Source organism: Xanthomonas hawaiiensis (assembly GCF_031834635.1).
GTDB lineage: Bacteria > Pseudomonadota > Gammaproteobacteria > Xanthomonadales > Xanthomonadaceae > Xanthomonas_A > Xanthomonas_A sacchari.
Window position 1 is genome coordinate 4,188,276 of sequence record NZ_CP115873.1, and the last position, 19,091, is coordinate 4,207,366.

Sequence of the window (19,091 nt, forward strand, 5' to 3'; positions counted from 1 at the left end):
GCGGCGATGCGGACGGCCTCGGACCATTCCAACGTCATGTCGGCCTGGTACCGCGGCTGACACCCCATCGCCGCACCACCACGCCGCCTGGCCTTCCAGGCAGCGGCGCAGCGATCCCTCAGAGCTTGCCGGCGCCGGCCTTGGCCTTGACGTCGGCCGCCACCTTGTTCGCCGGCAGCAGCGAATAGGTGTACGGCGGGGTCCAGCCGATGCTGTTGTTCCACGAGCAGGTCAGCGCCTGGCCGTTGAGCAGCGAGCCGAAATCGCGGTAGACGCTGCCGCCGTAGTCGGCCGCGATCTTGTCGCAGCTGCTCACGCCGCTGATGTCGAAGACGTTGTTCTCGGAGAAGATCTTCGATTCCTTGCCGACGCCGTGCGCGTAGGAGAACGGATACACCGCGTTGCTGGTGCTGCCGACGTGGTAGTTGTTGTACAGATGCACCTGGCCGAAGCGCACCCGCGGCGCGCGCGCGGAGATGTTCTCGAACAGGGTGTTGTGGATGGTCACCTTGAGCTTGCCGCTGTCGGTGCTGGAGGCGCTGTCGCTGGACCCGATCAGGTTGTTCTTCTCGTGCGACTTGAACGCCGAGTAGGACACGGTGACGTAGTTGGCGCCCTTCTTGATGTCCAGCGCGCCGTCGTGGTGCTGCTTGGGCCGGCCGTTGGCGGTGCCGTTCTGGTCGTCGGTGCGGCGGCCGTCGGTGAAGGTGACGTGGTCCACCCACACGTTGCTGGCGCCCTCGATGGTCATGCCGTCGTATTCGGAGTTCCAGTTGCCGGCGCTGCCGTCGTCCGGATCCCACACCGGCTGCGGATCCCACGGATTTTCGATGGTGATGTTGCGCACGATCACGTCGTTGGCCTTGACGTAGAAATAGCCCTCGCGGATCTCGGCGTTGCTGCCGACGCCGATGAGGGTGGTCTTGGTCGGGACGTCCAGGCGCGCGCGGCTCTTCATGTCGGCGGTGGTGCTGTAGGGCGTGCCCTCGCTGATGTCGATGATGCCGTTGACCTTGATGATGCGGCCGTTGCTGCCGGCGCTGGCCTTCAGCGCGGCCTTCAGCTGCGCCGCAGTGCTGACGCTGTAGATGTCGGCCGCGGCGGCCTTGGAACCGCCCTTGGTGCCGCCGTTCTGCGTGGCCCAGCCGGTGGTGGCGACCTCCAGGCTGGCGTCGGCATGGGCGGCGCCGGCGAGGCCGGCCAGGCACAGGGCCAGGCCGAACGTGCGCAGCGGCGAGCGCGGCGATGGAGCGATGCGGGACTGCGTGGTCATCCTGGAAACCTCGTGAGCATGCGTGGTTTGGACGCAGGCGCGCGCGCTCCGTCACGGCGGAATGCACGGCGACGCCTGCGCGGTCGCTGTCCCCTCGGACAACTGCGGGTCATGCCTTCGTGGGAGGCAGGCGCCGAAGAGGCGCGCACTGTAGGCAGCGCGCGGCGGCTGTAAAGCGCCGCGGTAGACACCCACGATCCAGCGGCAGGATGTGTGAGATGCGTCGCACAAATCGGCCGCGCGCGACAACGTGCCGCGGCGCCCACGCTGCGGGACAACAACGCTGTCCCACCGACAGGAGGGCGACATTGCAAAGCAGCCTGCAACCGCGCCAGCACCGCGCAAAAGCGCGCATGGCGGACGCGGGACAGACGCGCAGTTCGGCAGCCCGACAGCGGCAGCGACAAGGCAAACGCGGGACGCACGCAGGCGGCGGCGTGCGACAGTCGCGGAATCCGCCACCCAGGTGAAGCGGCGGCGCGCGGCGCGCGAACACGCCTCAGGACATGCCGTCGAAAAACAGCTCGATCGCCATCACCAGTGCGTCCTCGCGGCCGTTCGCGGCCGGGTAGTAGCGCGGGCGCCGGCCGATCTCGTTGAAGCCTTCGCTGTGGTACAGCGCGATCGCATTGGGATTGGACGGGCGCACTTCCAGGAACACCCGGCGCGCGCCGAGATCGACGCCGTACTTGATCAGCGCGCGCAGCAGCAGCCGGCCGTAGCCGCGCGATTGCCGCTCCGGCGCGACGCAGACGTTGAGGATATGCGCCTCGTCGGCGGCGACGCTGATCACCCCGTAGCCGACGATCGCGCCCTCCTCGACCAGCACCCAGCCCGGGTAGCCGGCCTGCAGGCAGTCGCGGAAGATGCCGCGGGTCCAGGGGAACGGATAGGCGCGGCGCTCGATCTCCATCACCGCGTCCAGGTCGGCCTCGCGCAGGGCGCGCAGCGTGGCCGGCGGCGCCGACGCCGAACCGAGCGCGCTCATCGTGGCGCCCGCTTGCGCAGCGCGCGCAGCTGCGGCCACAGCGCGCGCTTGGCCGCGGCATTGCCGCGCAGTTCGTCCAGCGGCCAGGTCGCCATCAGCGCCTGCGTGGCCGGATCGTTGGGATTGAGGCCGGAGGCGCGCAGCAGGGCGATCTGCAGGCGGTCGGGCAGGCGCAGGCCGACCCGGCGCGCCGCTGTCGCAGGCGCCGCACGCGCCGCGTCCGGCTGCACCGCCGGTGCCGGCGGTGCGGGCGCCCGCCGCCGCTCCGGTGCGCCGCCGGCCGGCATGTCGGCGGCATGGCCGCCACGCGGGGGCGCCGATGCCGATGGCGCACGCTGCACCGGCGCCGCCGGCTCGGGCGCCGGCGACGGGACGGGCTCAGGCTCGATCACGGCCGCGGCATCCACGTACACCGTGTGGCCGAGCGCCTGCAGCCAGCCGAGCTGCTCGGCCGACCACAACGGCGCATGCATGGACGCGTGCTCGCTCATGCCGCGTCCGGCACCTTGCGCCAGCGCCGCCACAGCCACAGGCACGGCCCGGACAGCGCGTACAGCACGCCGATCGCCAGTAGCGCCCGCGCCAGATCGATGACCAGCACCGCCAGCACGATCGGCGCCAGCACCAGCATCAGGAACGGCACCCGGTCGGTGCGCGGGCCCTTCTCGCCGCTGCCCTTGAAGCTCCAGAAGCGGATGCGGCTGACCATCAGCAGCGCCGCGGTCACGGTCAGGCCCAACGCCACGTAGCGCAGTTGTTCGCCGTCCCAGCCCAGCGAGCCGTCGGCGAAGGACCACACGAAGGCCATCATCAGCCCGGCGGCGGCCGGGCTGGCCAGGCCCACGAACCAGCGCTTGTCGACCGTGCCGACCTGGGTGTTGAAGCGGGCCAGGCGCAGCGCGGCGCAGGCCGCGTAGAGGAACGCCGCCGACCAGCCGACCCGGCCGAGCATGCTGCCGTCGAACTTCAGCGCCGACAGCGACCAGTGGTACATCACCAGCGCCGGCGCCATGCCGAAGCTGACCAGGTCGGCCAGCGAGTCGTACTGCACGCCGAATTCGCTGCTGGTGCCGGTCAGCCGCGCCACGCGCCCGTCCAGCCCGTCCATCACCGCGGCCACGAACACCGCCACGCTGGCGTGCACGAACTGGCCGTTGGCGGCGGCGATGATGGCGTAGAAACCGGAGAACAGGCCGGCGGTGGTGAACAGGTTCGGCAGCAGGTAGATGGTGCGCGAACGGGGGGGCGGTCGGGATGGGTCCATCCCGCCAGTCTAATCGACTTGCCAGGCCCGTCGGCGGGTGCTGCAATCGGCGCTCCCGCCGCGCCCTGGAGACCGAGATGCGCGCCCTGCCCCGGTTTTGCTGCCTGTCCCTGCTCGCCGTCAGCGGCATGCTCGGCGCCACCACCCTGTACCAATGGAAGGACGCCCAGGGCGTCACCCACTATGCCGAGACCCCGCCGACCGGCGGCAAGTACCAGGTGCGCAAGGTCGACACCCGCGGCGACGCCCCGGCCGAGACGCCCGCGGCGGCCCCGGCCGAGAACGGCCAGTGCCTGACCGCGCGCAAGAACCTGGACATCCTCAACAAGCCCGGCAAGATCACCACCGACAGCGATGGCGACGGCAAGCCGGACGGGGAACTGGACGAATCCCAGCGCGCCGCGCAGAAGGCCCTGGCCGAGGCCGCGATCAAGGCCTACTGCAGCCCGGCGGCCGCACCCGCCAAGTAAGCCGAACCCGCCCCGACACGCGGGGCCGGCCGCGGGCGATGCCCGCAGCGCCGGTAATGACTGGCAAAATGGGCGACCCGCCGTCTGCGAAGCCCCTCGATGCGCCTTTCCCAGTTCCACCTGCACACCACCAAGGAAACCCCGGCCGACGCCGAACTGGTCAGCCACCAGCTGATGCTGCGCGCGGGCATGATCCGCAAGCTCGCCTCCGGCCTGTACACCTGGTCGCCGCTGGGCCTGCGCGTGCTGCGCAAGGTGGAAGCGGTGGTGCGCGAGGAAATGAACCGCGCCGGCGCGGTGGAAGTGCTGTTCCCGACCATCCAGCCGCGCGAACTGTGGGACGCCACCGGGCGCTGGAGCAAGTTCGGCGGGCTGATGCTGCGCATGCAGGACCGCAAGGAACAGGACTACTGCTACAGCCCGACCGCCGAAGAGGCCGCCGCCGATTTCGCGCGGCAGGAGCTGAGCAGCTACAAGCAGCTGCCGGTCAACTTCTACCAGATCCAGACCAAGTTCCGCGACGAGATCCGCCCGCGCTTCGGGGTGATGCGCGCGCGCGAGTTCCTGATGAAGGACGCCTACTCGTTCCACATCAGCGACGAGGATCTGGCGCGCGAATACGAGAACATGAAGGCGGCCTACACCCGCATCTTCACCCGCCTGGGACTGCAGTTCCGCGCGGTGCAGGCCGATTCGGGCGACATCGGCGGCGACGCCTCGCAGGAATTCCACGTGCTGGCCGCCTCCGGCGAGGATTCGCTGGCGTTCTCCACCGGCTCGGACTACGCGGCCAACGTCGAGGCCGCAATCGCCGCGGCCCCGGCCCCGCGCGCGGCAGCGGGCGAGGAACTGCGCAAGGTCGCCACGCCCACCCAGAAGACCTGCGAGGCGGTGGCCGAACTGCTCGGCCTCCCGCTGCAGCGCACGGTCAAGTCGGTGGCGGTGATGGCCGGCGAGACCTTCGTGCTGGCGCTGGTGCGCGGCGACCACACGGTCAACGAGATCAAGCTGGGCAAGGTCGCCGGCCTGGCCGGCTACCGCATGGCCAACGAGGCCGAGATCCTTGCGCATCTGGGCAGCGAGCCGGGCTTCCTCGGCCCGCTGGGTCCGCGCCAGCCGATCCGCGTGGTCGCCGACCGCGACGTGGCGGCGCTGGCCGACTTCGTGGTCGGTGCCAACGAACGCGGCTTCCACCTGGCCGGGGTCAACTGGGGCCGCGACCTGCCGGAACCGGACGCCGTCGCCGACCTGCGCAACGTGGTCGAGGGCGAGCGCGCCCACGACGGCGGCGAGATCCGCCTGGCCCGCGGCATCGAGGTCGGCCATGTGTTCCAGCTCGGCCGCCAGTATGCGCAGGCGCTGGACGCCACCGTGGTGGACGAGAACGGCAAGACGGTGACGCTGGCGATGGGCTGCTACGGCATCGGCATTTCCCGCATCGTCGCCGCGGCGATCGAGCAGAACCACGACGATGCCGGCATCCGCTGGCCGCAGCCGATGGCGCCGTGGACGGTGGCGGTGTGCGTGATCAATCCCAAGCGCGATCCGGCGGTGGACGCCGCCGGCGAGGCGCTGCTGGCCGAGCTGCAGCAGGCCGGGCTGGACGCGGTGCTCGACGACCGCGGCCTGCGCCCCGGCGCGATGTTCGCCGATATCGAACTGATCGGCGTTCCGCACCGGGTGGTGGTCTCGGAGCGGGGATTGGCCGCCGGCACCTTCGAATATCGCGCGCGCAGCGGCGGCGATGCCGAGCACCTGGATCGAAGCGCCTTGCTCGCACGCCTGCAGGCGTGACGAAAGGGCCGGGAGGATATCCCGGCCCTTTTTCTTTACGCCGCCGTCACGCGATATGGGGGAAACCGGAGCGGCATGTTCGCAATTGAATACGCCTGGCATGGATCCATAAGGACATATTCCCACGGCATTGCGACTGGAAATACTCGCAGCGAATAAGCCGGATATTTGTCAATCCGATAAAGCATCATTATGATCCTGCGCTGGCCAGGGAATGGCGGAAGCCACCACCCATTTTCCGGAGTAAAGATGACCATCGATCTCAGTGGCCTGTCGGCCAAGCAGTTGGGCGCCCTCATCAAGACCGCCAAGAAGCAGCAGTCCATCGTCGCCAAGCGCACCCCCATCGCCAAGGTCCGCACCCAGCTGGCGCGCCTGGCCAAGAGCCACGGCTACAGCATCGAGGAAGTCTTCGGCGGCGCTCCCGCCGCGCGCGGCCGCAAGGCCGGCAAGCCGGGTCCGAAGCCGGGCCGCAAACTGGGCAAGGTTCCGCCGAAATACCGCAATCCCGCCAATGCCGCCGACACCTGGACCGGCCGCGGCAAGCAGCCGCGCTGGCTGGCCGACCTGGTCGCCAAGGGCAAGAAGGTCGAGGATTTCCTGATCGCCGGCGGCGCTGCCAAATCCGCTGCTGCCCCGGCCAAGAAAACCGCCAAGAAGGCCACCAAGCGCGTCGCCAAGAAGGCCAGCAAGAGCGCCGCGCCGAAGGCCTGATTCGCCGCGACGACCGTAACGGAAAACGCCGGCGCATGCCGGCGTTTTTCTTTTCAGCATTCAAAGATTCTTGCGCGCCGGGACCAACAGATTGCCGAACAACAGGCCGGCGACCAGCGCCATCACGATATTGGTCACCGTCAATAGCGCCGATTGCCCGCCGATCACGTCCTGCTGCTGGACCATCGTCAACAGCCCGCGCAGGCTGGCGCTGCCGGGCACCAGCATGATGATGCCCGGCAACCGGACCAGCGCGCCCGGCCGCTGCACGATGCGCCCGAACAGATTGCCGGCCGCGGTCAGCACCATCGCCGAGAGGAAGATGCCGACCGGGCTGCCCCAGGCGTCGCCGGCGAAGCGCGCGATCGCGTAGCCGGCCACCGAGGCGGCCATCACGAACGGATAATCGCGGCCGCTGGCCTTGAACAGCAGCGCGAACGCGTAGGCGGCCACCAGCAGCGACGCCCACTCCACCCAACCGTGCTGCGGACGCGACGCCTGCACCATCGGCTCCAGCCCGAGCAGCTGCGCCAGCGTCACTGCGATCACCGCGCCGACGGTCAGCTTGAGGATGGTGGTGACCGCGCCGGCGAAGCGCGCCGTGCCCGAGACCCAGTGCTGGCTGGTCAGTTCGTTGACCGCATTGGTCAGCGCCATCCCCGGCAGCAGCACCACCAGCGAAGCGATGATCACCGTATTGAGATTCAGCGGCGCCACGAAACTGGCCACCAGGGTCGCGACGAAACCGGCCAGCAGCGCGGCCAGCGCATCGTTGGCCTCCTTGGTCGCCGGGCGCTTGTCGGTGAGCTGGGTGAGCACGCCGATCAGCAGGCCAATGGCGCTGGCGGTGGCGATATCCAGCCACGGCAGGCGCCACAGCCCGGCCACGCCGGCCGCGGCCAGGCCGAAGCCGAGCACCTGCATCGCCATCCAGCGCCGTCCCGGCGGCTGGTCCAGCTGGCGCAGCGCGGTGTGGCCCTGGGCCACGCTCATGCGTCCGCTGGCCACGTCGTCGGCGATGCGGTCGGCGACGCTGAGCTTGTGCAGGTCGTTGTCGCCGGGCGCCAGCCGCACCACGCGGGTGATGTCGCTGGACCCGATCGCCTTGGTCGGGTCGCTGAAGCTGAGGATCAGTCCGGTCGGGTTGGACCAGGGCTCGCAGTCCAGGTCCAGTTGCTGCGACAGCGCCACCACCGCCGCCTCGAGACGCTGCGCGGTGGTGCCGTAGGTGTGCAGTCGCCCGGCGATGTCGGAGACGAAGGCGATGCGCTGCGCGTAGGTCGCGTTGGCGGAGGGGCTGACGGTGGGAGCGGCGGGCATGTCGGCTAGTATGGCGCGAACGCCGCGCCCGGCCACCCCGCCGCGGTCACCACATCTGCAACACGGGCGAAACAGGTATGCTCGCGCACCGGACGCCCCCATGATCGAACCGCAACCGCCCAAACTCAGCCAGGACGACCGAGACCCCTCGCGGGTGCGGCTGACCGGCAGTTGGACCCTGGCCACCGCCCTGGCGTCCTCGGAAGTGCTGCGCGGGATGCCGGCCGGCACCACCGGCATCGACGCCAGCGGCATCGGCCAGCTGGATTCGGCCGGCGTGCTGCAGCTGATGCGCTACGCCACCCGCAACGGCATCGCCCACGAGGCGCTGGATTTCCGCCAGGACCACCGCGCCCTGGTCTCGACCATCGAGGACGTGGCCGACGACCGCCCCAAGCGCAAGCGCGACTACGGCTTCGCCGCGGCGCTGGAACGCCTGGGCTACGCGGTGCACCGCAACGGCAAGGAAATCGTCGCCCTGGTCGGCTTCCTCGGCGAAACCCTGGTCAAGCTGCTGCGGCTGCTGCACGCGCCGCGCCGGTTCCGCCTGACCGCCACCGTGCACCACATGGAGCAGGTCGGCCTGGACGCGGTGCCGCTGGTGGCGCTGCTGTCGTATCTGGTCGGCGCGGTGATCGCCTTCCTCGGCTCCACGATCCTGCGCGACTTCGGCGCCGAGATCTACGTGGTGGAACTGGTGAGCATCGCCTTCCTGCGCGAGTTCGCGGTGCTGCTGACCGCGATCGTGCTGGCCGGGCGCACCGCCAGCGCCTTCACCGCGCAGATCGGCGCGATGAAGGCGCGCGAGGAGGTCGACGCGATCCAGACCCTGGGCCTGGACCCGATGGACCTGCTGGTGATCCCGCGGCTGGTGGCGCTGCTGCTGATGCTGCCGCTGCTGACCTTCGTGGCGATGATCGCCGGCCTGGCCGGCGGCGTCACCGTCGGCGCCTTCGACCTGGGCATCCCGCCGCAGATGTATCTGGCGCGCATGCACGACACCATCCAGATCCGGCACATGCTGGTGGGCCTGTCCAAGGCCCCGATCTTCGCCATCGTGATCGGCCTGATCGGCTGCCTGGAGGGACTGCGCGTGGAAGGCACCGCGCAGTCCGTCGGCGAGCGCACCACCTCCAGCGTGGTGCAGACGATCTCGCTGGTGATCATCATCGACGCGATCGCCGCGCTGTGGTTCATGAACATGGGGTGGTGAGTTGAAGCCGGGAATCGGGAATAGAGAATCGGGAATGGGGAACGCCGGCCGCGTCAGCGACGTCGGCCGGGAGCGCATGCCTTGACGATTCCCGATTCCCCACTCCCCATTCCCGACCAGGAACTGGCCATCTCCGTTCGCGGTCTGGTCAACCGCTTCGGCAGCCAGACCGTGCACGAGGATCTGGACCTGGACGTGCGCCGTGGCGAGATTCTCGGCGTGGTCGGCGGCTCGGGCACCGGCAAGTCGGTGCTGATGCGCACCATCCTCGGCCTGCGCGAGCCCGATGCCGGCAAGATCCAGGTGCTCGGCGTGGATACCGATTCCGGACGCCGCGCCGATCGCCTGCACGTGGAGCGCAATACCGGCGTGCTGTTCCAGGACGGCGCACTGTTCTCCTCGCTCACCGTCGGCGAGAACGTGCAGGTGCCGCTGAAGGAGCATTTCGGCGAACTGCCGGACAGTTGGCACTACGAGCTGGCGCTGCTGAAGGTGAAGCTGGCCGGCCTGCCCGCCGACGCGTTGAACAAGCTGCCTTCGCAGTTGTCCGGCGGCATGCGCAAGCGCGCCGGGCTGGCGCGCGCGCTGGCGCTGGATCCACCCCTGTTGTTTCTGGACGAACCCACCGCCGGTCTGGACCCGATCGGCGCGGCCGCCTTCGACCGGCTGATCCGCACCCTGCAGGAAGCGCTGGGGTTGACCGTGTTCCTCATCACCCACGATCTGGACACCTTGTACGCTATCTGCGACCGCGTGGCGGTGCTGGCCGACCGCAAGGTCATCGCCAACGCGCCGCTGGCCGAGATCGAGCACGTGGACCATCCGTGGATCCAAGAGTATTTCCACGGCCCGCGCGCCCGCGCCGCACGCGATGCCAAGACCGCCTGGACCGAGACCCCCTGAGCCCATGGAAACCAAAGCCAATTACGTGCTGATCGGCGCCTTCACCATCGTGGTGGGGATCGCGCTGCTGCTGTTCGGACTCTGGGCCGCCAAGTACTCCTCCGACCGTACCTGGCAGGAATACCGCGTGGTGTTCCGCGAGGCGGTGACCGGCCTGTCGGTCGGCAGCCCGGTGCAGTACAACGGCATCGCGGTGGGCTCGATCACCGAGCTGACCCTGGCGCCGAACGACCCGCGCCAGGTGGTGGCGCGGATCCGGGTCAACTCGACCACGCCGATCAAGAGCGACACCCGCGCCAAGCTGGGCATCACCAGCCTGACCGGCCCGTCGATCATCCAGCTCTCCGGCGGCACCCCGGAAGCGCCATCGCTGACCTCGATCGACAACAGCGATGCGCCGATCATCCAGACCACGCCCTCGGCGCTGCAGAACATCACCGACACCGCCAACCGCATCGTCGAGCGCCTGGACGAGGTGCTCAGCGACCGCAACGTCGCCAGCATCACCGCCACCCTGCACAACTTGGAGACCATCAGCGGCGGCCTGGCCGACCGCGACCAGGGCATGCAGTCGCTGATCGTCAGCGCGCGCGACGCCGCGCGCAACCTGGACACCACGCTCAAGACCACCAACGGCACCATCCAGCGCCTGGACCAGAATCTGGTGCAGCAGTTGCCGCCGATCCTGGACAAGCTGGAGGACACGCTGAGCAAGCTCGACTCGGCCGCCGGCAATGCCGACCAGATTCTTGGCGAGAACCGCTCGGCGATCAACAGCTTCGCCAACGACGGCCTCGGCCAGCTCGGCCCGACGCTGACCGAACTGCGCGGCCTGATCCGCGACCTGCGCCGGGTCAGCGACCGCCTGGACAACAACCCCGCGCGCTACCTGCTCGGCCGCGACGCCCCGAAGGAGTTCAAACCCAAATGAAGCCGATGCGCGCCTTCCTCCTGCTCGCCATGCCGGCCCTGCTGCTGGCCGGCTGTTCGCTGCCCGGCGGCAGCAAGGAGCCGGTGACGATCTACGCGCCGGACGTGCGCGTCGCCGCCGACCCGGCCTGGCCGCAGGTGCGCTGGCAACTGGCGTTGACCAAGCCCAGCGCCGCGCGCGTGGTCGACAGTTCGCGCATCGCGGTGCGGCCGACGCCGGACGAACTGCAGGTGTATGGCGGCGTCAGTTGGGCGCAACCGTCCACCGACATGCTCGAGGACATGCTGCTGCGCGCGTTCGAGGATTCCGGGCGCATTCCGGGCGTGGCCCGGCTCGGCACCGGCATCCGCGCCGACTACAAACTGCTGCTGGACCTGCGCCGCTTCGAATCGGACTACGCCGGGCGCGCGGTGCCGTCAGCCACCATCGAACTCAATGCCAAGCTGCTGTACAGCGCCGACCAGCGCGTGGTCGCCTCGCGCACCTTCCTGGTGACCCAGCCCGCCGCCGGCACCGCCGAATCGCAGGTGGTCGATGCCTTCAGCCAGGCCCTGTCGCAACTCGGCCACGACGTGGTCGGCTGGACCCTGCAGCAGGGCCAGGCCGACGCCGCCACCGCGCTGGCGCCCAGCGTGCCGCCGCCGGCCAGCCCGAAGCCGCCGCGACGCTGATTGACTCCCCTCTCCCACCGGGAGAGGGGTCGGGGGTGAGGGTGCGGCGGCCAGGGAGCCATCTCTCCAGACGCCTCCCTAGCAACCCCTACCCTCATCCGCCCCTTCGGGACACCTTCTCCCAAAGGGAGAAGGGATCACAGCTTCGCTCCCCTCTCCCACCGGGAGAGGGGTCGGGGGTGAGGGTACGGCGGCCGCGGAGCCGTCTTCCCCAGACACGTCACTAGCCATCCGACCCTCATCCGCCCCTTCGGGGCACCTTCTCCCGGGGGGAGAAGGAAGGCGCAATGCGGCGGAACGTCAGGTTGATCCGCTCCCCCACCGGCTTGGCAGTGCGCGGCAGGGCGTGCCGGTACAGGCGCTGGGTGTCGCCCGCCATCAGCAGCAATCCGCCGGAAGTCAGCTCCAGCGCCTGCCGCAGCGCCGGCTGCTGGCGATGGCGCAGCACGAAGCGACGCGTGGCGCCCAGGCTCAGCGAGGCGATCACCGGCGCCGGGCCGAGTTCGCGCTCGTCGTCGCTGTGCCAGCCCATAGCGTCGCGGCCGTCGCGGTAGCGGTTGGCGAGCACGCTGTTGAACGCCACCCCGGTCTCGGCCGCCAGCCGCGCACGCAGCGGCAGCAGCGCCGCCGGCCACGGATGCGGTGCGAAGCGGGTGCCGGAATAGCGGTAGCTGGCGTCGGCGTCGCCGATCCAGCAGCTCAGCCGCGGCGAATCCACCAGCTTGCCGAACAGGCGGATGCGGTGCACTTCCCACGGCACCTCGCGCAGCAACTGCGCGCACAGCGCCGCGGCCGCGGCCGGGTCCAGCCACTCGCGATACCAGCGCAGATCGGCGCCGGGCAGGTCCAGTTCCATCGCGCCACGCTAGCATGCCGGCCGCCACCATACGCCGGCGTGCGGAATTTGCCCCTTCACGCGCAAACCCTGAAAATGCAGGCAGCCAGAACGAGCCAACGGGAGCGGAGCAGATGACGGGAACCGAGGGCGGCGCCAATGCGCCGGAGCCAGTGGAGCGCGACGTCATGGAATACGACGTCGTCACCGTCGGCGCGGGCCCGGCCGGGTTGGCGTTCGCGATCCGGCTCAAGCAGCTCAACCCCGACATCTCGGTCTGCGTGATCGAGAAGGCCAGCACCATCGGCGCGCACATCCTGTCCGGTGCGGTCATCGAACCGGCGCCGCTGGACGCGCTGCTGCCGGGCTGGCGCGACAACCCGCCGCCGATCTGCGTGCCGGCGGCCGAGGACGAGTTCTGGTACCTGAGCAAGGACGGCGGGTACAAGTTCCCGATGGTGCCGCCGGGCATGCGCAACCACGGCAACTTCATCGTCAGCCTCGGCGCGATGTGCGCCTGGCTGGCGCCGCAGGCCGAGGCGCTGGGCGTGGAGATCTACCCCGGCTTCGCCGCCGCCGAGACCCTGCACGCCGAGGACGGCACGGTGCTGGGCGTGCGCATCGGCGACATGGGCGTGGCCAAGGACGGATCGCACAAGCCCGGCTACACCGCCGGCATCGACATCCGCGCCAAGGTCACGGTGCTGGCCGAAGGCGCGCGCGGGCACCTGACCAAGCGCCTGATCGCGCGCTTCGCGCTCGACGCCGGCCACGATCCGCAGGCGTTCTCGATCGGCATCAAGGAGCTGTGGCAATTGCCCGAGGGCCGGGTCAGCCCCGGCAAGATCGTGCACACCCTAGGCTGGCCGGCCGACAGCAAGACCTATGGCGGCAGCTTCCTGTATCACCTGGAGAACAACCAGGTGGCGCTGGGCTACGTCAGCGGCCTGGACTACCACGATCCCGAATACCGCCCGTGGGAGGCCTTCCAGCAGTGGAAGAACCACCCGATGATGAAGGCGCTGCTGGACGGCGGCACCATCCTCTCTGCCGGCGCGCGCGCCATCGCCAGCGGCGGCTGGCAGTCGCTGCCGAAGGTGGAGATGCCCGGCGCGCTGCTGATCGGCGACACCGCCGGCCTGCTCAACGTGCCCAAGATCAAGGGCACCCACCAGGCGATCCGCAGCGGCATGCTGGCCGCCGAACACCTCGCCGCCGGCGCCGCGCTCGACCCGACCGGCTTCGACGCGCGCCTGCGCGGCTCGGAGGTGATGGCCGAGCTGCGCCAGGTGCGCAATATCAAGCCCGGTTTCAAGAAGGGCCTGTGGTTCGGCCTGCTCAACGGCGCCTGGGAGACCCTGGTCAAGGGCGCCTCGCCGTGGACGCTGAAGGTGGGCGCCGACTGGAAGAGCCTGGACCGGCTGGGCGAGCACGAGCAGCCCAAGCGCGACTACGTGCAGCGCGAGCTGGCCCCGCGCGACCGCCTGCAGGGCGTGTACTTCGCCGCCACCGAGCACGACGAGGATCAGCCGGTGCATTTGCACGTGCGCGATCCGCAGATCTGCGTGACCCGCTGCACCGAGGAGTACGGCAACCCCTGCACGCGCTTCTGCCCGGCGGCGGTGTACGAGATCGTCGACGACGCGGCCGGCAAGCGCCTGCAGATCAACGCCGCCAACTGCGTGCACTGCAAGACCTGCGACATCAAGGATCCTTACGCGATCATCGACTGGGTGACGCCGGAAGGCGGCTCCGGGCCGAACTACCAGAACCTGTGAGCGCAGGCCTGCCCGCGCGCCTGAAGACCGCGCTGTTCCTGACCCTGCGTGCCGGCTTTCGCGCCCTGCCGTTATCGCCGGCGCAGCGTGATCGCCTGCGCGCGCGCTTCCTGGAGCGCCATGCGAACTTGGTGCCGCCATCGCCGCGCGGGCGTGTCGGCAGCGGCCTCGGCGAACGCCGACCGCGCGCGCGCACCGACGAGCGCGCGATCGGCCATGTGTCCTCGCAGCAAGCGCCGTTGCCCACGCCGCTGCCGGCCACCGTGGTGGCGTTCTACCTGCCGCAGTTCCATCCGATCCCGGAGAACGATGCCTGGTGGGGCACCGGCTTCACCGAATGGCGCAACGTCACCCGCGCGCTGCCGCAATTCGAAGGGCACGTGCAACCGCGGCTGCCGGCGGACCTGGGCTTCTACGACCTGCGAAACCCGGACAGCATGCGCCAGCAGGTGGCGCTGGCGAAGCAGTACGGCGTCGGCGCGTTCTGCTTCTACTTCTACTGGTTCGGCGGCAAGACCCTGCTGGAGACGCCGCTGCGGCAGTGGCTGGACGATCCCACGCTGGAACTGCCGTTCTGCCTGTGCTGGGCCAACGAGCAATGGTCGCGGCGCTGGGACGGCCGCGGCGACGACGTGCTGATGGCGCAGGCGCACAGCGCGCAGGACGACCTGGACTTCATCGCGCACGTCGCCGACTACCTGCGCGATGCGCGCTGCCTGCGCGTGGACGGCCGGCCGATGCTGCTGGTGTACCGCCCGCACCTGCTGCCGGATCCGCAGGCCACCGCGACGCGTTGGCGCGACTGGTGCCGCGCGCACGGCATCGGCGAACTGCACCTGGCCTACGTGCAGGGCTTCGAGCGGCCGGACCCGCGCGACATCGGTTTCGACGCGGCGGTCGAGTTCCCGCCGAACATGAGCACTCCGCGCTCGCTGGCGGCCGACCAGCACCTGCTCAATCCCGACTACAGCGGCGCCGTGCTGGATTGGCGCGCCCTGGCCGCAGAAATCGCCGCGCGCCCGCTGCCCGACTATCTGCTGTATCCAGGCGTCAACCCGGGCTGGGACAACGAAGCGCGCCGCCCCGGTGCCGGCCGCGTCTATCTGCATGCCTCGCCGCGCGGCTACGAGGACTGGCTGCGCACCACGATCCACACGCGGCTGCAGGGCCGCCGCGCCGAGCAACGCCTGGTCTTCGTCAACGCCTGGAACGAGTGGGCCGAAGGCGCCGTGCTGGAGCCGGATGCGCGGCTGGGTCATGCCTATCTCGACGCCACCCGCCGCGCGCTGGCGCCTCTGCCGGCGCGCGACACGACACCGCACGCGATCATCCACGCGTGGTATCCGGACGTGCTGCCCGAACTGCTGGCGCAACTGGCGGCGAGCAACCTGCCATGGCGCCTGCTGGTCACCACCTCGCCCGACCAGGCCGATGCGGTGCGCGCGCACCTGCGCGCGTGCGCGTTCCCGTTCGAGGTGATGGTGCTGGAAAACCGCGGCCGCGACATCCTGGCATTCCTGCACGCGGCCGAGCGGCTGCTGCGCGAGGGCGTGGACGTGGTGCTGAAACTGCACACCAAGCGCAGCACCCATCTGTCCAACGGCGATGCCTGGCGCAGCGAACTGCTGCAGCGCCTGGCCGGCGCCGACCGCGCCGCGCGCGTGCTGCAGGCCTTCGCCCAGGAGCCTGCGCTCGGCCTGGTCGCACCCGAAGGCCATCTGCTGCCGTTGACCGAGTTCTGGGGCGGCAACCGCGCGGGCGCCGACTATCTGCTGCGCCGCACCGGCCACAGCGACGCGCGTCTGGCGCAGGCGCAGTTCATCTCCGGCAGCATGTTCTGGGCGCGCCTGCAGGCGCTGCGGCCGCTATTGGACAGCGGCCTGTACCCCTCGGAATTCGAGGCCGAGCAAGGGCAGCTCGACGCCACCCTGGCGCATGCGGTGGAACGGCTGGCGGCGCCGCTGGCCGAGCGCGTCGGCTATCGCGTCACCACCGTGGCCGACCTGCTCGGCCAGCCGCCACCGCGATCCGCCGACTACGCCTACGCGCAGCGCAGCGCCTGAGCGGCGCTGTTCCGGCGCTTATCCGCGCCGGAACGGCACGCCGGTCTTGGCCACCAGTTCGGCCTCGTCCACGCCCTCGGCGGTCTCGACCAACACCAGGCCGCTGTCGGTGACGTCGAACACCGCCAGGTCGGTGATGATGCGGTCGACCACGCCGACGCCGGTCAGCGGCAGGTCGCAGGCCGGCAGGATCTTGTGGCTGCCGTCCTTGGCCACGTGTTCCATCAGCACGACCACGCGCTTGACCCCGGCCACCAGGTCCATGGCGCCGCCCATGCCCTTGACCATCTTGCCGGGCACCATCCAGTTGGCCAGGTCGCCCTTCTCGCTGACCTGCATCGCGCCGAGGATGGCCAGATCGATATGACCACCGCGGATCATCGCGAAGGAATCGTGACTGCCGAAGTAGCTGGCGCCGGCGCGGGCGGTGACGGTCTGCTTGCCGGCGTTGATCAGGTCGGCGTCGACCTCGTCCTCCGTCGGGAACGGGCCGATGCCGAGCAGGCCGTTCTCCGACTGCAGCCACACGTCCACGCCCGCGGGGATGTGGTTGGCGACCAGGGTCGGCAGGCCGATGCCCAGGTTCACGTAGGCGCCGTCGGTGAGTTCGCGGGCGGCGCGCTGCGCCATGTCGTCGCGGGTCCAGGCCATGTCAGGCGTCCTTCTGGCGCAGGGTGCGCTGTTCGATGCGTTTTTCGGGATGCGGGTTGTGCACGATGCGGTCGACGTAGATCCCGGGCAGGTGCACCTGGTCCGGATCCAGGCTGCCGGTCTCCACGACCTCCTCGACCTCGGCGATGCAGAGCTTGCCGGCCATCGCGCAGGCCGGGTTGAAGTTGCGCGCGGTCTTGCGGAACACCAGGTTGCCGGCGGCATCGGCCTTCCACGCCTTGACCAGGGCCACGTCGGCGCGCAGCGCGGTCTCCAGCACGTAGTGCTTGCCGTCGAACTCGCGGGTCTCCTTGCCCTCGGCCACCACCGTGCCGTAGCCGGTGGCGGTGAAGAACGCGGGGATGCCCGCGCCGCCGGCGCGCAGGCGTTCGGCCAGGGTGCCCTGCGGGTTGAATTCCAGCTCCAGTTCGCCGGCCAGGTACTGGCGTTCGAACTCCTTGTTCTCGCCGACGTAGGACGAAATCATCTTGCGGATCTGCCGCGTCGCCAGCAGCTGGCCCAGGCCGAAGCCATCGACGCCGGCGTTGTTGGAAATCACCGTGAGGCCGCTGACCCCGCTGTCGCGCAGGGCGGCTATCAAGGCCTCGGGGATGCCGCACAGGCCGAAGCCGCCGACCGCCAGGGTCTGGCCGTCCGCCACCACGTCGGCCAGCGCCGTGGCCGCATCGGGGAAAAGCTTGCCGCGCCGCCCGCCCGCAGGGGTAGAGGTGTCGCCCATTCGCCAGCTCCGCATTGGAATGTAGACAGCTAGTTTAGCCGCTCGGGGACTGCGACCCCCGCCGCACCGCCGCAACGACCGATTAAGCGCCGTAACGTTACACTCCGGTTTCCCCCAACTAGGACCCTCTTCCATGTCGCTTCCCGCATTCAAGGCCTACGACATCCGCGGCCGCGTTCCCGACGAACTGAACGAGGACTTGGCCCGCAGGATCGGCGTGGCGCTGGCGGGGCAATTGGGCAGCGGGCCGGTCGTCGTGGGCCACGACGTCCGCCTGGCCAGCCAGGGGCTGCAGGACGCGCTGTCGGCCGGCCTGCGCGCCAGCGGCCGCGAGGTGATCGACATCGGCCTGTGCGGCACCGAGGAAGTGTATTTCCAGACCGACCACCTGCAGGCCGCCGGCGGCGTGATGGTCACCGCCAGCCACAACCCGATGGACTACAACGGCATGAAGCTGGTGCGCGAGAACGCGCGCCCGATCAGCTCCGACACCGGCCTGTTCGCGATCCGCGACACCGTCGCCGCCGATACCGCGCCAGCCGTCGAGCCGACCGCTGCCGAGCATCACCGCCCGGACAAGAGCGCCTACATCGAACACCTGCTGAGCTATGTCGACCGCGCAACGCTCAAGCCGCTGAAGCTGGTGGTCAACGCCGGCAACGGTGGCGCCGGCGCCATCGTCGACCTGCTCGCGCCGCACCTGCCGTTCGAGTTCGTGCGCGTCTTCCACGAGCCGGACGGGCACTTCCCCAACGGCATTCCCAACCCGCTGCTGCCGGAGAACCGCGCCGCCACCGCCAACGCGGTCAAGCAGCACGGCGCCGACTTCGGCATCGCCTGGGACGGCGACTTCGACCGCTGCTTCTTCTTCGACGCCGACGGCCGCTTCATCGAGGGCTACTACCTGGTGGGCCTGCTGGCGCAGGCGATCCTGGCCAAGCAGCCGGGCGGCAAGGTCGTGCACGACCCGCGCCTGACCTGGAACACGATCGAGCAGGTCGAAGAGGCCGGCGGCATTCCAGTGCTGTGCAAGAGCGGCCACGCCTTCATCAAGGAGAAGATGCGCAGCGAGAACGCCGTGTACGGCGGCGAGATGAGCGCGCACCACTATTTCCGCGAGTTCGCCTACGCCGACTCCGGCATGATCCCGTGGCTGCTGATCGCCGAGCTGGTGTCGCAGTCCGGCCGCTCGCTGGCCGACCTGGTCGAGGCGCGCATGCGCAAGTTCCCGTGCAGCGGCGAGATCAACTTCAAGGTCGCCGACGCCAAGGCGGCGGTGGCACGGGTGATGGAGCATTTCGCCTCGCACTCGCCGACGCTGGACTACACCGACGGCGTCAGCGCCGAATTCGCCGACTGGCGTTTCAACCTGCGCAGCTCCAACACCGAACCGCTGCTGCGCCTGAACGTGGAAACCCGCGGCGATGCGGCGCTGCTGGAGCAGCGCACCCAGGAGATCTCCGAGCTGCTGCGCGGCTGATCCC

General features: G+C 69.7%; 18 protein-coding genes. 10 read left to right on the forward strand and 8 right to left on the reverse strand.

Annotated elements, in window-relative coordinates; all coding sequences use genetic code 11:
• Positions 1-118 precede the first annotated feature (118 nt).
• The 4 genes from PG878_RS17755 to pssA all read right to left on the reverse strand — a co-directional run bounded on the left by PG878_RS17755 (position 119) and on the right by pssA (position 3,525).
• Positions 119-1,273, reverse strand: a complete 1,155-nt coding sequence (locus PG878_RS17755; RefSeq protein WP_209032438.1) for a pectate lyase family protein — start codon at positions 1,271-1,273, stop codon at positions 119-121.
• A gap of 499 nt (positions 1,274-1,772) precedes the next feature.
• Positions 1,773-2,261, reverse strand: a complete 489-nt coding sequence (rimI, locus tag PG878_RS17760; protein WP_209032439.1) for a ribosomal protein S18-alanine N-acetyltransferase — start codon at positions 2,259-2,261, stop codon at positions 1,773-1,775.
• Entirely contained in the window at positions 2,258-2,734 is a 477-nt protein-coding gene (locus PG878_RS17765; RefSeq protein ID WP_209032489.1) for an alanine acetyltransferase, read from the reverse strand. The genes rimI and PG878_RS17765 overlap by 4 nt, the downstream gene beginning before the upstream one ends.
• A gap of 14 nt (positions 2,735-2,748) precedes the next feature.
• On the reverse strand, positions 2,749-3,525 hold the full coding sequence (pssA, locus tag PG878_RS17770) for a CDP-diacylglycerol--serine O-phosphatidyltransferase (protein WP_017913906.1): 777 nt from the start codon (positions 3,523-3,525) through the stop codon (positions 2,749-2,751).
• Between the two features lie 77 nt (positions 3,526-3,602).
• Here pssA and PG878_RS17775 point away from each other — a divergent pair, with 77 nt between their 5' ends.
• The 3 genes from PG878_RS17775 to PG878_RS17785 all read left to right on the forward strand — a co-directional run bounded on the left by PG878_RS17775 (position 3,603) and on the right by PG878_RS17785 (position 6,503).
• Positions 3,603-3,995 carry a DUF4124 domain-containing protein gene (locus PG878_RS17775; RefSeq protein WP_209032440.1) on the forward strand — a complete coding sequence of 131 codons (393 nt, stop codon included), beginning with the start codon at positions 3,603-3,605 and terminating at the stop codon, positions 3,993-3,995.
• A 99-nt stretch (positions 3,996-4,094) separates the two neighbouring features.
• Positions 4,095-5,789 (forward strand): proline--tRNA ligase, encoded by a 1,695-nt coding sequence (locus tag PG878_RS17780; protein WP_209032441.1) that lies wholly within the window; start codon positions 4,095-4,097, stop codon positions 5,787-5,789.
• Between the two features lie 249 nt (positions 5,790-6,038).
• Complete coding sequence (locus PG878_RS17785) at positions 6,039-6,503, forward strand: H-NS histone family protein (protein WP_209032442.1); 465 nt, start codon at positions 6,039-6,041, stop codon at positions 6,501-6,503.
• Positions 6,504-6,563: 60 nt separating this feature from the next.
• Here the strand turns inward: PG878_RS17785 and PG878_RS17790 are convergent, their stop codons facing one another.
• Positions 6,564-7,823: a threonine/serine exporter family protein gene (locus tag PG878_RS17790; RefSeq protein ID WP_010340193.1), complete on the reverse strand. Its 1,260-nt coding sequence runs from the start codon at positions 7,821-7,823 to the stop codon at positions 6,564-6,566.
• Positions 7,824-7,923: 100 nt separating this feature from the next.
• On the opposite strand from PG878_RS17790, the gene PG878_RS17795 reads away from it, so the two are divergent.
• The 4 genes from PG878_RS17795 (at position 7,924) to PG878_RS17810 (ending at position 11,541) form a co-directional block, all read left to right on the forward strand.
• On the forward strand, positions 7,924-9,036 hold the full coding sequence (locus PG878_RS17795) for an ABC transporter permease (RefSeq protein WP_010340194.1): 1,113 nt from the start codon (positions 7,924-7,926) through the stop codon (positions 9,034-9,036).
• 81 nt (positions 9,037-9,117) lie between these two features.
• Positions 9,118-9,939, forward strand: coding sequence for an ABC transporter ATP-binding protein (locus PG878_RS17800; protein WP_209032443.1), 822 nt, complete (start codon positions 9,118-9,120; stop codon positions 9,937-9,939).
• Positions 9,940-9,943: 4 nt separating this feature from the next.
• On the forward strand, positions 9,944-10,870 hold the full coding sequence (locus PG878_RS17805; protein WP_209032444.1) for an MlaD family protein: 927 nt from the start codon (positions 9,944-9,946) through the stop codon (positions 10,868-10,870).
• Positions 10,867-11,541, forward strand: a complete 675-nt coding sequence (locus PG878_RS17810; RefSeq protein WP_209032445.1) for an ABC-type transport auxiliary lipoprotein family protein — start codon at positions 10,867-10,869, stop codon at positions 11,539-11,541. The genes PG878_RS17805 and PG878_RS17810 overlap by 4 nt, the downstream gene beginning before the upstream one ends.
• 238 nt (positions 11,542-11,779) lie before the next feature.
• On the opposite strand, the gene PG878_RS17815 is transcribed toward PG878_RS17810, so the two are convergent.
• Positions 11,780-12,397, reverse strand: a complete 618-nt coding sequence (locus PG878_RS17815) for an alpha-ketoglutarate-dependent dioxygenase AlkB family protein (protein WP_209032446.1) — start codon at positions 12,395-12,397, stop codon at positions 11,780-11,782.
• Positions 12,398-12,510: 113 nt separating this feature from the next.
• Here PG878_RS17815 and PG878_RS17820 point away from each other — a divergent pair, with 113 nt between their 5' ends.
• Both PG878_RS17820 and PG878_RS17825 read left to right on the forward strand, forming a co-directional pair.
• Complete coding sequence (locus PG878_RS17820) at positions 12,511-14,154, forward strand: electron transfer flavoprotein-ubiquinone oxidoreductase (protein ID WP_209032447.1); 1,644 nt, start codon at positions 12,511-12,513, stop codon at positions 14,152-14,154.
• Positions 14,151-16,217, forward strand: coding sequence for a glycoside hydrolase family 99-like domain-containing protein (locus PG878_RS17825; RefSeq protein WP_209032448.1), 2,067 nt, complete (start codon positions 14,151-14,153; stop codon positions 16,215-16,217). The genes PG878_RS17820 and PG878_RS17825 overlap by 4 nt, the downstream gene beginning before the upstream one ends.
• 18 nt (positions 16,218-16,235) lie before the next feature.
• Here PG878_RS17825 and PG878_RS17830 read toward each other — a convergent pair whose 3' ends face one another.
• Together PG878_RS17830 and PG878_RS17835 are read right to left on the reverse strand one after the other, a co-directional pair.
• Entirely contained in the window at positions 16,236-16,868 is a 633-nt protein-coding gene (locus PG878_RS17830; protein WP_209032449.1) for a CoA transferase subunit B, read from the reverse strand.
• Between the two features lies 1 nt (position 16,869).
• Positions 16,870-17,607 carry a CoA transferase subunit A gene (locus PG878_RS17835; protein ID WP_209032450.1) on the reverse strand — a complete coding sequence of 246 codons (738 nt, stop codon included), beginning with the start codon at positions 17,605-17,607 and terminating at the stop codon, positions 16,870-16,872.
• Between the two features lie 133 nt (positions 17,608-17,740).
• Between PG878_RS17835 and PG878_RS17840 the strand changes: the two genes are divergently transcribed.
• Positions 17,741-19,087: a phosphohexomutase domain-containing protein gene (locus PG878_RS17840; RefSeq protein ID WP_209032451.1), complete on the forward strand. Its 1,347-nt coding sequence runs from the start codon at positions 17,741-17,743 to the stop codon at positions 19,085-19,087.
• Positions 19,088-19,091 lie beyond the last annotated feature (4 nt).

Coding starts and splice junctions, on each gene's coding strand:
- PG878_RS17795 (WP_010340194.1), top strand. CDS start 7,924: ATGATCGAACCGCAACCGCCCAAACTCAGCCAGGACGACCGAGACCCC.
- PG878_RS17830 (WP_209032449.1), bottom strand. CDS start 16,868: ATGGCCTGGACCCGCGACGACATGGCGCAGCGCGCCGCCCGCGAACTC.
- PG878_RS17810 (WP_209032445.1), top strand. CDS start 10,867: ATGAAGCCGATGCGCGCCTTCCTCCTGCTCGCCATGCCGGCCCTGCTG.
- PG878_RS17775 (WP_209032440.1), top strand. CDS start 3,603: ATGCGCGCCCTGCCCCGGTTTTGCTGCCTGTCCCTGCTCGCCGTCAGC.
- pssA (WP_017913906.1), bottom strand. CDS start 3,525: ATGGACCCATCCCGACCGCCCCCCCGTTCGCGCACCATCTACCTGCTG.
- PG878_RS17805 (WP_209032444.1), top strand. CDS start 9,944: ATGGAAACCAAAGCCAATTACGTGCTGATCGGCGCCTTCACCATCGTG.
- PG878_RS17765 (WP_209032489.1), bottom strand. CDS start 2,734: ATGCATGCGCCGTTGTGGTCGGCCGAGCAGCTCGGCTGGCTGCAGGCG.
- PG878_RS17790 (WP_010340193.1), bottom strand. CDS start 7,823: ATGCCCGCCGCTCCCACCGTCAGCCCCTCCGCCAACGCGACCTACGCG.
- PG878_RS17780 (WP_209032441.1), top strand. CDS start 4,095: ATGCGCCTTTCCCAGTTCCACCTGCACACCACCAAGGAAACCCCGGCC.
- PG878_RS17820 (WP_209032447.1), top strand. CDS start 12,511: ATGACGGGAACCGAGGGCGGCGCCAATGCGCCGGAGCCAGTGGAGCGC.
- PG878_RS17755 (WP_209032438.1), bottom strand. CDS start 1,273: ATGACCACGCAGTCCCGCATCGCTCCATCGCCGCGCTCGCCGCTGCGC.
- PG878_RS17840 (WP_209032451.1), top strand. CDS start 17,741: ATGTCGCTTCCCGCATTCAAGGCCTACGACATCCGCGGCCGCGTTCCC.
- PG878_RS17835 (WP_209032450.1), bottom strand. CDS start 17,607: ATGGGCGACACCTCTACCCCTGCGGGCGGGCGGCGCGGCAAGCTTTTC.
- rimI (WP_209032439.1), bottom strand. CDS start 2,261: ATGAGCGCGCTCGGTTCGGCGTCGGCGCCGCCGGCCACGCTGCGCGCC.
- PG878_RS17815 (WP_209032446.1), bottom strand. CDS start 12,397: ATGGAACTGGACCTGCCCGGCGCCGATCTGCGCTGGTATCGCGAGTGG.
- PG878_RS17785 (WP_209032442.1), top strand. CDS start 6,039: ATGACCATCGATCTCAGTGGCCTGTCGGCCAAGCAGTTGGGCGCCCTC.